Origin of the sequence: Robinsoniella sp. KNHs210, from assembly GCF_000686105.1 — a bacterium.
Classification (GTDB): domain Bacteria; phylum Bacillota; class Clostridia; order Lachnospirales; family Lachnospiraceae; genus Robinsoniella; species Robinsoniella peoriensis.
In genome coordinates, this window is record NZ_JMLZ01000002.1 from 257,225 (window position 1) to 271,307 (window position 14,083).

The following is a 14,083-nucleotide window of genomic DNA, read 5'->3' on the forward strand; positions in this document are numbered from 1 at the left end:
GGATGGGGGGATAGTAAAATGCAGGTAAATGGAACTTTAATTAATTATTATTTTCACTGTAAACGTCAGTGTTATCTCCATGGCAGCCGTTTAAATCTGGAAGATAACAGCGAGATTGTAAAGATTGGAAAAGCAATTCATGAAGAAAAAGCTCAAGGAAAGGATACAGAAATAGCAATAGAAAATATCAGATTAGATAAATTAACGGCGGAATATCTTACAGAAGTAAAAAAATCAGATGCTGATTTGGAAGCCAGCAGGTGGCAGCTGCTGTACTACCTTAAGGTCTTAAAAGAGAAAGGGATAGTACGAAAAGGAAAGTTAGAATTTGTGGAAAAAAAGCAAAGCAGCAAAAAGATTGTAATCGTTGAACTTGGGGAGGAAGAGGAGCGGAAATTAGAAGAATATATAAAAGAAATAGTAGCAATGCTGAGTTGTGATCAGGTTCCGGAGGGGATAGGAAAGACCCAGTGCAAAAAATGTGCTTATTATGAATATTGCTGTATCTAAGATGAATAAAGCTGATTCAGTATTATGCTTTGAAAAATTGTCAGGCTAAGGAGGAAAACATGGGATCTACAAAATATTTAATGTCTATGGGGGAATTGACAAGAAAAGATAATTCCCTGTGCTTTCGGAAAGATGGAAAAAATATTTATATTCCAATTGAAAATACAAAAGAAATTTATTGCTTAAATGAGGTATCATTTAACACGAAATTACTGGATTTTTTCAGTCAAAATCAGGTAATCGTCCATTTCTTTAACTACTATGAAGGATACAGTGGGACATTTTATCCGAGAAATCATTATAATAGCGGCCGACTGCTTGTAAAACAGGTTGAGGCATACCATAATACCAGAATGAAAATTGCAAAAGCTATTGTGAATGGTATTGGGGTTAATATGGGAGAAGTGCTGTACCATTATTATAAGCATGAAAAGAAAGAGGTAAAAGAAACGATAGACTGGTTAAAAAAAGAATTTCCCAGTCGGGTTCAAAGAGCAGAAACTCCTGCAGAGTTAATGTCATACGAAGGAGAAGCATGGATTAAATTTTATGGAACATTTAAATATTTTCTGCCGGAAGACTTTATTATGAATAAAAGAGTAAAGCGTCCGCCGGATAATCCCATCAATGCATTAATTTCATTTGGTAATACACTGCTATATACAAAAACGATTTCAGCAATTTATCGGACACATCTGGACCAGAGGATTAGTTATCTGCATGAACCATCAGAAGGGCGATTTTCATTAAGTCTTGATATGAGCGAGGTTTTTAAACCAGTCATCGTGTATAAAACCATATTTGATTTAGTAAATAACCGTCGTTTACAGGTAGAAAAACATTTTGACAAAAAAGTAAATTACTGTCTTCTGAATGAGGAGGGACGTAAAGTTTTTGTGGAAGCCTTTGAACAGCGTATGGAATCCGTTTTTGTCCATCCAAGATTAAAAAGAAAAGTGAGCTACCGAACTGCAATTAAATTAGATTGCTATAAATTAATCAAATTTGTGCTGGAAGATAAAGAGTTTATTCCATTCTCGCTTAAGGAGGGAATTTAATGAAAAAACAGCCATCTTATAATTATGCTTTTGTATTTTATGACGTCAATGAAAAACGGGTTCAGAAGGTATTTAAAGTTTGCAAAAAATATTTATCACATTTTCAGTATTCCGTATTTCGTGGAGAAATTACACCTTCTAAGTTGATTGAACTCAGAACAGATATAAATAAGGTCATTGACAAAGAAGAAGATTTTGTATGTATTATTAAATTAATGAATGATAATGTGTTTGGAGAGGAGATTCTGGGAAAGCGTGATGTTGCGACGGGAGAGGATTTAATCTTATAATAATTTACCAGGTGCCTGTATAAGGAAAGTCTGAAAAAGACTGTAGATATAGGAAAAAACAGAGATGTGAAGGATAATGGATGAAAATCATTGGCGCCTGGGAAAATATGTGGAAAGGGTTGATTTTATGGGGGATTTGGGGTATAGTTAAGGGGAAGAATGGTGGAAATGCGTTGGATTAATAGTAATATAGGATGTATTGAAACTTCATATTTTATACCCCCATTCATTTCTTAATCCGATTAATAGTAATATAGGATGTATTGAAACGACTCTCCAAAATCAAAAAGTGGAGGTTCGTCCGGATTAATAGTAATATAGGATGTATTGAAACTATTCAGCATTGCCAGTTCTTTTCCACCGACTACAGATTAATAGTAATATAGGATGTATTGAAACTTTTCGACATGATGTTAGTGGATGACAGAAAGAAGATTAATAGTAATATAGGATGTATTGAAACACCGTTGTGCCTTTAACCGTTCAAGATATTCTGATTAATAGTAATATAGGATGTATTGAAACTAGACGAACTGCAAATTAACTGCCGGGTGTACGAGATTAATAGTAATATAGGATGTATTGAAACTTTTCATGGACTTTTTAAAAATGCACAGGGGCTAGATTAATAGTAATATAGGATGTATTGAAACGTATTGGTTTGATCCATCTTCTGGAGATAGATATAGATTAATAGTAATATAGGATGTATTGAAACGCCATCCAGATCGCCTCCCTTATCTTTGTCGTTTTCGATTAATAGTAATATAGGATGTATTGAAACGCAGAGGCTTTTATTTTTGCCTCTTGTCGTTTTACCCGATTAATAGTAATATAGGATGTATTGAAACTTCTATGTCATATTGAAATTGCTTAATGCTGCACCGATTAATAGTAATATAGGATGTATTGAAACAATCTCTATTAAGTTTCTTTTCTTCCTTATATCGATTAATAGTAATATAGGATGTATTGAAACTAATTAATTTCCTTCGCAATGTGCACAGACCAGTTGATTAATAGTAATATAGGATGTATTGAAACTTGTCAAACACAAAAGCCCCACGGCTTACGTTTAGATTAATAGTAATATAGGATGTATTGAAACTGGTAATCACTATCATGTTTTGTATATGCTGTCCTAGATTAATAGTAATATAGGATGTATTGAAACATTGTTCCTTCTGCCAGATCCACGCCATCCTTTGGATTAATAGTAATATAGGATGTATTGAAACGCCGTAGCTGGATTAGTGGTTGCTGTCGGAGCATTGATTAATAGTAATATAGGATGTATTGAAACTTAATCGGAATAAGCTGGCCGGTATTTTCGTTCGCGATTAATAGTAATATAGGATGTATTGAAACAAATTAATTCCCATCTCTTCCAAATATGCTTTAAAGATTAATAGTAATATAGGATGTATTGAAACTCAGCAGGAAGCGGATCTTTTAACACATATTTAGATTAATAGTAATATAGGATGTATTGAAACATTATGGTGAGATATACGTATTCTGATTCTGAATTGATTAATAGTAATATAGAACGTATTAAAACTAACAACCGAAGTGATTAGAAGTCTAGCCGCTAACATTAATATCCATATAAGATATATTAAATCAAATATGTGAATGTACAAGACAAGCCAAACGCCTCAGTGCGAGCCACACTGAGGCGTTTATAAATAAGGCGCTTCTTTACTGTTCCTTATGGTTATGCGCTTTACATATCATCTGGGTCATTGTTCCCATGGGGCAAAATGAGCACCAGGTACGGGGGCGGTATAAAAGCATTACGACAATGCCGAGGATAGTTGATGTCAACATAATGCTATAGAAGCCAAATGCAAACTGGGCGATCCAGGGAGATGCAAGATTAGCGGTGTAGGCCCAATGCCAGGGTACTTTGATGGTCCATAGCAATTTAATAACCGTATTCAGGCTGGTTGCCCCTGAAAATACCAGATAGGTTGAAAATACCATCTGTATGAACATCACCAAAAAAAAGATTAGGAAACCGTAACGAAACCATTTGGAATAGATCCATTTTGGGGTGGGTTTATTTCTGGACAATTTGAATTTACTGCCTAATAGGTTCAACAGCTGCCCTCTGCCGCAAAATGAATTACAAAAGGCCTTGTTTTTGGCAAATAAGGATATTGCCAGAGGTAATATAAATTCAATCATACCAAGCCAGGCAAAAAGAATATTGAAAAAACCCAGGATAAAGAAAATGATGGACCATAGCCAAAGATAATCGTACCAGCGTTTTTGCTTCATAAGGTTACCTCCTTCTTAATGACATCGATCGCATTTGTGGGGCAGACTTTTGTGCATAGTCCACATCCTACACATAAATTTTCGTCTACCAGAGCATAGCAGCCTCTATGGATTGACAGTGCGGATTTCGGACAGACCTTCTGGCATGCCCCGCAGGCTACGCAATCATTTTGGTTGACTTGTGCTTTTCTCTTAACCATATTGTTCCTCCATTCAAGTGTTTGATAGTACTATATCATGAGTGCAGAGGAAGTTCTGTGATAAAATCACAAAAAAAATTTATTAGCGTGGAACCACATTGATAAATGTTCAGCAATTTACTTATGTGGTTTTTCTTATTGTGAAAGGATGTGACGCAATGAGAGGGAGCGCCGGCATTTGCGGAGCAAAAGCATCTGCAGGAAGTTGATGTGCAGGTTGTGGATGTAAATAGTCTTTAAGATTAGCATTCTAAAGAGAAGTTTGAAATACTAACGGTTGCGAGATGGTCTCAGTCAAGTATGTGAAATGCAGGTCAACTGACTGTCTTTATATATTCGCTTGGTGTAAGTCCTACGGCCTTCTTAAATTTCTTACTGAAATATCCGGAATTGTTGAAACCGGTTTTCTCAGCAACGTAGGTAACGTTATCAATGCCATTTTGAAACAGTTCCACCGCTTTGCTGATTCTAAGGTTATTTAAATAATCATTGATTGTAATATGTTTATCTCTCTTAAAACAGGAGCAGAGATAGCTGTAGTTCAGATAGAGCTGTTCTGCGATCATTGGGATAGTGAGTTCCGGATTTGAATAATTTTCCTGAATAAAGCACTCGATCTTCGTAGTTACATTTGAATAATTTGTAGTAGAAGACAGTATATTTTGGATTGCTGCCACATAAGTCTGAATGGTCCACTCCCGAATTCCCGCCATATCGGTAAAATTATTTAAGATGTCCAGTATATTGTCTGAATTCTTCAGTATGGAAACCGGCATGGAAAGCTGGCTGCTCAGTGCATCTACCAGAATGTGAATCAGGTCGATGGTACTAAAAATCAGAGCCTGGAACAAATACTCACTGTGCAGAAAAGAATCAAAGAATTCATTGAGAATCTGAACCGTTCCTTTTATATTTTTACTCAGAATGCAGGCTTTCAGGCGATGTTGAATTTTTACGTCTAATTTGTGATAATCGGTGGAGGTTTTCAGTTCTTCATAATAAATAATTTCTTTTTCCAAAAGAGAGTGGTTTTGCAGTGCAATCTGTGCTTCGTTATAGGAAAGATAAAGCTGGTTAAAGTTGTGGCATTGCTTTCCGACTCCAATGCAGGGGGAAAGCAGCAGCTTTTTTAAAGACTGGTACAGGTTTGTTAAAAAGGAATCTGCCTCCTTGCGGTTAGAGGAATCCAGTATGAAAAAAATTCTCTTTTTAATATCGTGGAAGAAGAGAAAATCTTGAAAAGCCAACTGATCCAAAATCTCCTGGAGTTCAACTAAGAGCAAGGGAGGTGTCACCTGAATGATTGCTATGGTATAGCAGCTATAACCGGGTATTAAATCTTTTTCTGAGAGAATTGCTTTGTCATAATAAATGGAACCGTGGCTGCTGAGATTACAATTAACCAGATCATTGTAATATTGTTCCAGCAGGAGTTCCTTCTTTTCTGTTTCCAGGTCATTAATTTTACGATGTAGGGAGGTAGCATACAGAATGTCCTCTTTCAGTTCGTTTAAGGTTGTCAGCAGCAGTGTATAGTCTATGGGTTTTAGGATGTAATCAGAGACTCCCAGTCGGACTGCCTGTTGGGCATATTTAAATTCATTATAACCGGTTAAAATGATGTATTTGCAGTCAATTCCCCGTTCCAACAGCAGGCTGATCAGTTCCAATCCATTATATCCAGGCATATTGATGTCGATTATGGCTATATCCGGGCAAAGTGCACTTATCTCCTCCAGAGCGGTTTTTCCGTTGTTCGCCTCTCCGACAACCTGAAAACCATTTTCTTCCCAGGGGAGGTTTTTGCAAAGGGAAGTTCTGACGTAATATTCATCATCTACTAAATATACTTTCAACATAAAATGCTCCTTCTTTCACATAGGGGTGGGCGGGTAGCTGATTGTGATGCAGGTATATTCTGTTTCTACGCTGTCTATCTGCAGAGCTGCCTGATTATTGCAGAAGATATTCAGACGTTTCAGCACGCTTGCAATTCCAAAGTAATTATCAATTTCCTCATCTTTAAATACAGAATCTTTAATCTCCTGTATTTTCTGTTCACTGATGCCTCTTCCCGTATCGAAAATTTCAAATACCAGAATACCGTTTTCAAGGAAGCCGGAGACACAGAGCATACCTGCACTTCCTTTTTCTTTCAGTCCATGATAGATGGCATTCTCTATTAATGGCTGTAAAGTCAGCTTCGGAATTGCATAGTCATAGATGGCCGGGGAAAATGCCAGGGTGTAATCCATAAATTCTATATACCGCAGTTTTTGAAGAAGAAGGTAATGCTCCATCAGTTCAAGTTCCTGGGATACTTTGATGACGTTTGCACCATTGTTCAGGCTAATGCGGTAGAAATTTGCAAGGTTGGAGACTACCTGGATGGATTCTTCTTTCAGGTCACAGCGGATCATACTGTTTATGGTTTCCAGCATATTGTAGAGGAAATGAGGCTTTACCTGTTCCTGAATCAACTGGAACTGGATTTGCTGCTGCTGCCGGTGGCTGCGTTTCTGCGTCTCTAATAATTCCTGTATGGTATCCAGCAGGGCGTTAAAAGTAATGCCCAGTTCTGCCACTTCATCCCTGCCTTTGATTTTTACACGTGTGTCGAAATCTCCTGATTTTGTAGTATTCATTACCTTTTTCAGGGAAAGGATTGGCCTGGTTATATGTCTGGAAAGGATCAGAGCGGATAAAAGTGAAAAAATAAGACCGTACAGCCCTACAAATAAAATACTGGGAACATTTGATAATACAGCTTTTTCCAGTGCGTCATAGGAAGATACAATAACTAACTGAAATCCCAAACGATCATAATTCTTCGTTGTGATAACCAGTGGGTTATTTTTGGTGGGCACAATGACACTGCTTTCTGCAAGAAGATAGCCATAGTTTATGTTATACAGCTGAAAGACATCCTTGTAAAAAGGGACGTTCTGCATGCTCGCCAGTATACGGCTGTTTTCCAGTACAAGGGTTCCTTCTTCAAAAGGCAGCAGGAGATTGCGTATATTTGATGTAGGTACAAACAGCACCAGATATCCGGTTAAATTATCCGACTTATCCCTGAGTGGAATTACATGGGAGATTACCCGCTCTACGGAATTGGAATCCTTGTATTCTACCGAAAAAGAGGGTGTCCAGGACATCGGGGAAGCGGCCAGTTTTTTTAATAGTGTAGGATTAAAAAAATATGTGAGCCTGTCCCGGTTTAATGTGTTTTCCTGTATAAAACAGCCATTTTTATTCATTAGGCTGATATGGCTGATAGTAGGAAAATTTGCAGTATAACTGCGAAAAGAGGATAAAACTTTTTCTGAGGAAGGAAGATCTGCACCCTGATATTCCATACCGTTTTCCAGAATGGAAGCCAAATCATCGAAGGAAATATCACTTACAATCTGCTTACCCAGGTTTTCGATAGAATCCAGATAGATAGACAGCGTGGAGGTTAAAGAGGTTAGATCTTTTAAATCGGACAGACGCTTTTGTTCCAGCATCGTATCACTGGTGTATTCCTTTGAGGCGTAGGAAATAATAATAATTGGAAGTGCCATCAGGAAAAAAATAAAGAAAAAGCATTTGATCCACATGGAATGAATGTTTATATGTCTCATGATAATCCTCCGTTATGCAGAAGTACATTATTTGTGCCACCGACAGGCAGGCTCTGGTTCAGATCAGCATTGGCTGATGACATACCGGTACATTTAAAATAATAGAAAACTATGATCGGATTATATCATAAATATCAGGTATTGAGTTGAATGTAATAGAAAATTCAAAAAGACACAAGAATATTACCAGTCACTATCGAATAATTCATTTATTTTTTTGTCAATCAAAGATATAGTATAGTTACCACGAAGAAATAAACGGAAACAGATGGTATCCGGAGCATTTTTAAGAATTGGATCTGGCTGCCGGGATGAAGAAAGAGAGGAAAAGTCATGAAAAAGAAAGTAGTAGTTTCGATGTTAACAGCATGTGCAATCACGATGCTGACCGCTTGTTCTGGAGGACAGGAACCGGCAGCGGGAGGAAAGGAAACGACGGGATCAGAAGCTGTAAGCGAGGCCGGGGAGGCAAAGGAAGAAACAAAGGCGGCAGGGGAAGAAACCAAAGCGGCAGAACCGGAAAAAAGCAAATCGGACGTGACCCTTACTTTAGCAATGTGCGGTGATGGTACCACGAAGGAATCACTGGATAATTTACTGAAAGAATATACAGACGAAACGGGGGTAAAGGTAGAAACCATTTTCATTGCTGCAAACTGGGGGGATTACTGTACCAAGATTCAGACGATGGTAGGAGGAGGGGAAGACCTTGACTGCGCTATTCTGGCAATTGAAGGAGTAAGCAAGTTTATTGGTATGGATATAGCGGCACCGATTGATGACTGGATAGCAGAAAATCCGCAGCTTGCACAGAATGTTATTGATGATACGAATCCGGCACATCAGGAGATTTTTAAAGCCGATGGAAAAACGTATGCACTTCCGTTTTCATTTAATAATGTGGTAATGCATATGAATACGGATAGGCTGAAGGAAGCAAATCTGGAACTGCCTCCGGCGGATTGGAATAAAGACCAGTTCTTAGAATACTGTGAGAAACTAACTACGGAAAAAGACGGTGTAAAGCAGTATGCCATTGCACTGCCTTACGGGGAATATTTCTGCACGGAAGCCTGGCTGTTAAATAATAATGCAGCATACATGAATGAGGATTTTACTGAATCCACTATTAATTCCAAGGAATCGGCAGAGATCTTCCAACTGATGCAGGATTTGATTTATAAATATGGTTATGCACCGGTTCCGGAAGAAAATGTAAGTGCGATTGAACAGCTTATGAATGGCCAGTGTGCCATGGGATCATGGGGAAGATGGCCGACTGCAAACTACATTGCAAGTGATTTTAAGAGCGTTGCAGTGCAGTATCTTCCAAGTTTCCAGAAAAACCAGCAGATCTTTGGTGTTGACGGTATCTTTACCATGGCAGGATCCAAACATCTGAAGGAAGCAAAAGATCTGGCAGGATGGATGTCCCAGAAAGATTTTGCCGGTAAATATCTCACCGCAGGAAATATCCCGGCATCTAATTCCCTTGCACAAGAAAAGATTGATTCCCTGGGGATACCGGAAAACTGTGAAATTTTCTATAAGGATTCTACTACTACAGCGTACAAGCCGGTCAGTGCACCTCCGCAGTTTACCGAGTGCTCTAACATTGTGACGACAGCGCTTTCGGAAATACTGGTAAATCAGGCAGATGTGCAGGAAACTTTAGATGATGCAGCAGAACAGATGAACGAAGTATTAGCAGAGAATAAGTGAAACGGAAATTCCGGCAGCCGCTGACATGCCGGGGTTGAATAGTTTTATCAGAAAGGCCTGCCGATCACAAGTAAGCAGGCCTTTCTAGGCTCAGTGAGAAAGAGAGGAGAATATGAAAAATAGAAAGAAAGAACCGAAATATGCCAATCGGAAAAAGAGGAAGGATAATTTATCGGGGTATCTGTTTCTGGCACCTGCTATTATTATGTTTCTTTGCTTTATCCTGCTTCCGATAGTGCTCTCCTTTGTACTTTCTTTTTTCAAGTACAATCTGATTGGAGCACCGGAATTTGTGGGATTAGCAAATATCAAAAAGCTGTTTATGGATAAAGGGGTATTAAATGCCTTTGGGAATACATTTAAATTTCTGTTAATCCTGGTGCCGATACACTGTATTTTGGGAGTCATTCTGGCATTTCTGGTCTACCGGGCAAAAAAATTCAAATTTTTCTTCCGAACGGCTATTTATTTTCCTACAGTTGTTACCACCGCATCTGTTGCCATTGCATGGGGTTACATGTTTGCAACTGATACGGGTGTAATTAATTATTTTATACGGATGTTCGGGGGTACCAGTATTCCATGGCTGACCAATCGTACCGTGGTTTATTTTACCATTGCTTTGTTTAGTTTTTGGAAATTTATCGGTACGACATTTCTATACTATTTCATCGGGTTGCAGAATATACCGGACGTTTACTATGAAGCAGCTCAAATAGATGGGAGCAGCACCTTACATACTTTTTTTCATGTCACAATACCATTGCTGACACCAACCATTTTTTTTGTGGTAATTACAAACATTGTAGGTGTGTTTCAGATTTTTGATGAGCCATTTCTGTTAACAAACGGCGGACCGGGATCGGCAACCAAAACAGTTGCACTGGAGATTTATCAGACTGCATTTAAAGAAATGAATATCGGATACGGCGCAATGATATCATTTGCCCTATTTTTGATTATACTGGTAATTACGGTTGTGCAGTATATAGGGCAGAATAAGTGGGTGGTGTATGATTATGAATAAATTAAAAGCAAAATTACCTCAGATTGTATTACAGATTTTTCTGTTTATTTTATGTGTTATCATGCTGGCGCCATTTGCCTGGGTTATTTCTACTTCACTGCGGCTGCCGGCGGATTCCTTCAAGCTGCCGCCGTCATTTTTTCCTACCAGCTTTCACTATGAAAATTATATAGCGGTATTTTCCTCCTTCCCTTTTGCAAAATGTATATTTAACAGTTTAAAGATTGCGGTAATTGTAGTAGCATCCAACATTATAATCACAACCATGGCAGGATATGCTTTTGCACGTATACCGTTTAAAGGGAAAAACATAGTATTTATAATTATTCTGGCAGGTATGATGATACCAACCCAGGCAAAACTGGTTCCCACTTACTTAGTAATGTCCAAATTGGGGCTGGTAGGGACACATGCAGCATTAATCCTGCCCGCAGTGATCAGTCCAATTAACATTTTTTTTGTGAGGCAGTTTATGATGACGATTCCGGCAAGTTATGAAGAAGCGGCTTATATTGACGGTGCCAGCAGGCTGAAGATCTGGTGGAGAATATTTTTACCAATGTCAAAATCCGTTATTATAATGGTATCTCTGCTTTCCTTCCTGGCTTCCTGGAATGATTTTATCAATCCGCTGATCTTTTTATCTAAATATGATAAAATGACGCTCCCCCTTGGACTGAAAACATTGAGCGGAGCAATGAACACCGGAAGTGCATCGGTGGTACTTGCCGGGGTAACGATTTCACTGATTGTACCCACGCTTTTATATGTTTTCGGGCAGAAACATATTCTGCAGAGTGCAGTGATGTCGGGGCTGAAATGCTAGAGCGTGTCAGAAAGCAATTTTCACGCTCTAGAGCCTCCCATTAATTATGTAATGAACCAGATGGAAACACGCGACGAAGGAGGAGTTAAAATGATAGAAAACAATTGGCGCAGAGATGCCGTTATCTTAGAAAATACTAAAACATACCGTTCGGATGACCTGGCATTTCGTGCACTGCTTGGAGGAATCGGCACAGGGAATGTATCGCTTGATGCAAGCGGAAGATTATGCGATTTTGAAATGATGAACCACCCGGATAAAGGATTGAAAATACCATATACCTTTTTTGCTTTATGGGCGCAGTTTGGGGATGAGAAGCCAAGGGCGCTTGTGCTGGAGGGAAAACCGGAAGGAATCAGCAGCCGTGCTTTGGGGCATCCAACCGGAGAACTTCTGGGATTGCCCAGATTTGATTCCTGTTTTGTCCGGACAAATTATCCCTTTTACTATTATCAGTTTGAAAAAAAAGATCTTCCCCTGGATGTAAAGCTGGAAGCGGTTACTCCGTTTATACCACTGGATGCCCTTAATTCAGGGATACCGGCATTTCGCATGAAATATACCATTCAAAATCAAAGTAACAAGGCAGCCAGGGTCTCTGTTTGTTCCACACTCTATAATTTTGCAGGAATGACATATTATGATGGGTATGACAGACTGTATCAGGAGGGAATCCCCTATAACAGGTCATTTGGAAAAGAGGGCATATCCGGTGTGGAAATGGGAGTGGACGGACGGGACGAAACGGTTACCAAGGGAAGCCTGGCTGTTGCAACAGCTAATAAAAATGTGACAAAAAAGCCATTGTGGCAGTTTGGCGGCTGGTGGGATGGAGCGGAGGAATTCTGGCAGGATTTCAGAGAGGATGGGAGACTGCAGGAAGATGTTTCTTCAGATGCCGTTGGATCAAATATTCAGGCAACTTATGCAGACCGCTATGTTGGATCAGTAGCGGCAATGGAAGAAATTCTGCCGGGTGAAGAAAAAGAGTTTGTTTTTTATATTTCCTGGAATTTTCCGAACAGGTATGGATGGTGGCCGGATGGACACAGCACCCCGGATGATTGTGGTCACCGCAAAATCTGGAAGAACTACTACAGCACCGTATGGAAAGAGGCGACAGAGAGCATCTGCTATCTGCATAAGGAAGAAGAATATCTGATCGGTTACAGCAGGAAGTTTGCCGATGCTTTATATAGCAGTACTCTGACGGCAGACGTAGTGGAATCGTTGGTATCAGCAGTTACCGTTATGCGGTCCACGACTTGTTTTCGCATTCAGGATGGGAGCTTTTTCGGATGGGAGGGATGCTTTGAACACGCAGGAAGCTGCGCGGGTACCTGTACCCATGTATGGAATTATGCGCAGGCACTGGCATTTTTATTTCCTGAGCTGGAACGAAGCGCCAGATATACGGAGTTTTTAACCGAAACAGATGAAGATGGAAAGATGGCTTTTCGTGCTAAAAGACTTCTGGACGGCGAAAAATGGGATATGCTGCCGGCAGCAGATGGACAATTGGGCAGCATTTTGAGAGTATACAGGGAATGGAAACTTTCCGGGGATGAAGAATTCCTTAGAAAGATCTGGGAGAAAGTGATGGCAGCACTTGATTATGCCCTTCGTACATGGGATATGGACGGGGACTTTGTTATGGAGGGGACACAGCACAATACATACGATATAGAATTTTATGGATTGAATTCACTGACCAATGTTATGCTGTATGCGGCACTTGAAGCATGTGCCAGGATGGCAGACTGCCTTGGGGATGTAAAGCGTGCGGCAGCCTGCAGAGAAGGGGCCTATAAGGGAAGCCGTGCCATGGATCTGACATTGTGGAATGGGAGTTATTATGAGCAGAAAATAGACCCGGAAGATCTTAATAAATACAAATACCAATATGGCAAAGGATGTCTTTCCGACCAGTTGTTGGGGCAGGAACTGGCACATGTTTACGGACTGGGCTATGTGCTGCCTAAGGAACATGTTAAAAAAGCAATTAAATCAGTTTTTGATTTTAACTTCAAGGAAGTTTTAGAGGAGCACGAAAGCGTGCAGCGTACTTATGCTTATCAGGATGAAGGCGGGCTTGTCCTTTGCACCTGGCCATTTGAAGGCAGACCGAAACAACCGTTTGTATACAGCGATGAGATCTGGACGGGAATAGAATATCAGGTGGCGGTGCATTTAATCTATGAAGGATTTGTGGAAGAAGGGCTAAAAATCGTAGGCGGAATCAGGAACCGATATAACGGGAAAAGAAGAAGTCCTTACAATGAGATGGAATGTGGAAATCATTATGCCAGATCTATGGCAGCCTGGGGATTGCTGACAGCTCTGTCCGGCTACAGGTTTGATCTGGGGAAAAATCAGATTTCGTTTCAGCCTTGTATCAGGCAGGAAGACTTTAGCTGTTTTTATTCCAATGGAACATCCTGGGGCATTTATTTACAGAAACAAAATGGCGGGGATGGTATCGAAAAAGAATTGATTACTCTTTACGGCAAAGAGAATCAGTTAGATGAATTATAAGAGGAA

General features: G+C 39.6%; 11 protein-coding genes and 1 CRISPR repeat array. Of the genes, 7 read left to right on the forward strand and 4 right to left on the reverse strand.

Annotation, left to right across the window (positions count from 1 at the left end; translation table 11 throughout):
- The first annotated feature begins 18 nt into the window (after positions 1-18).
- Genes CD03_RS0108030 through cas2 form a run of 3 tightly spaced genes read left to right on the forward strand, consistent with a single transcriptional unit; the run spans position 19 to position 1,858 of the window.
- Positions 19-510: a CRISPR-associated protein Cas4 gene (locus tag CD03_RS0108030; RefSeq protein WP_027293204.1), complete on the forward strand. Its 492-nt coding sequence runs from the start codon at positions 19-21 to the stop codon at positions 508-510.
- Between the two features lie 59 nt (positions 511-569).
- Positions 570-1,568: a type I-B CRISPR-associated endonuclease Cas1b gene (gene cas1b / locus CD03_RS0108035; RefSeq protein WP_027293205.1), complete on the forward strand. Its 999-nt coding sequence runs from the start codon at positions 570-572 to the stop codon at positions 1,566-1,568.
- Positions 1,568-1,858 carry a CRISPR-associated endonuclease Cas2 gene (gene cas2 / locus CD03_RS0108040; RefSeq protein WP_027293206.1) on the forward strand — a complete coding sequence of 97 codons (291 nt, stop codon included), beginning with the start codon at positions 1,568-1,570 and terminating at the stop codon, positions 1,856-1,858. Before cas1b ends, cas2 begins: the two co-directional genes overlap by 1 nt.
- Positions 1,859-2,034: 176 nt before the next feature.
- Positions 2,035-3,419: a CRISPR direct-repeat array (repeat unit 30 nt; unit sequence GATTAATAGTAATATAGGATGTATTGAAAC).
- Positions 3,420-3,559: 140 nt separating this feature from the next.
- Here cas2 and CD03_RS0108050 read toward each other — a convergent pair.
- From CD03_RS0108050 to CD03_RS0108065, 4 genes are all read right to left on the reverse strand, one after another.
- The gene (locus CD03_RS0108050) at positions 3,560-4,141 is read right to left on the reverse strand and encodes a 4Fe-4S binding protein (RefSeq protein ID WP_027293207.1); all 582 of its coding nucleotides are present in this window, start codon (positions 4,139-4,141) and stop codon (positions 3,560-3,562) included.
- Entirely contained in the window at positions 4,138-4,341 is a 204-nt protein-coding gene (locus CD03_RS0108055; RefSeq protein ID WP_027293208.1) for an ATP-binding protein, read from the reverse strand. The genes CD03_RS0108050 and CD03_RS0108055 overlap by 4 nt, the downstream gene beginning before the upstream one ends.
- A 314-nt stretch (positions 4,342-4,655) precedes the next feature.
- Entirely contained in the window at positions 4,656-6,200 is a 1,545-nt protein-coding gene (locus CD03_RS0108060) for a response regulator (protein WP_027293209.1), read from the reverse strand.
- A gap of 15 nt (positions 6,201-6,215) precedes the next feature.
- The gene (locus tag CD03_RS0108065) at positions 6,216-7,967 is read right to left on the reverse strand and encodes a cache domain-containing sensor histidine kinase (RefSeq protein ID WP_027293210.1); all 1,752 of its coding nucleotides are present in this window, start codon (positions 7,965-7,967) and stop codon (positions 6,216-6,218) included.
- A gap of 333 nt (positions 7,968-8,300) precedes the next feature.
- On the opposite strand from CD03_RS0108065, the gene CD03_RS0108070 reads away from it, so the two are divergent.
- From CD03_RS0108070 to CD03_RS32865, 4 genes are all read left to right on the forward strand, one after another.
- Complete coding sequence (locus tag CD03_RS0108070; RefSeq protein ID WP_027293211.1) at positions 8,301-9,689, forward strand: ABC transporter substrate-binding protein; 1,389 nt, start codon at positions 8,301-8,303, stop codon at positions 9,687-9,689.
- Positions 9,690-9,801: 112 nt separating this feature from the next.
- On the forward strand, positions 9,802-10,716 hold the full coding sequence (locus CD03_RS0108075) for a carbohydrate ABC transporter permease (protein ID WP_027293212.1): 915 nt from the start codon (positions 9,802-9,804) through the stop codon (positions 10,714-10,716).
- Positions 10,709-11,542 (forward strand): carbohydrate ABC transporter permease, encoded by an 834-nt coding sequence (locus tag CD03_RS0108080; RefSeq protein ID WP_027293213.1) that lies wholly within the window; start codon positions 10,709-10,711, stop codon positions 11,540-11,542. Before CD03_RS0108075 ends, CD03_RS0108080 begins: the two co-directional genes overlap by 8 nt.
- A 90-nt stretch (positions 11,543-11,632) precedes the next feature.
- On the forward strand, positions 11,633-14,077 hold the full coding sequence (locus CD03_RS32865; protein ID WP_052377730.1) for a GH116 family glycosyl hydrolase: 2,445 nt from the start codon (positions 11,633-11,635) through the stop codon (positions 14,075-14,077).
- The last annotated feature ends 6 nt before the right edge of the window (positions 14,078-14,083 follow it).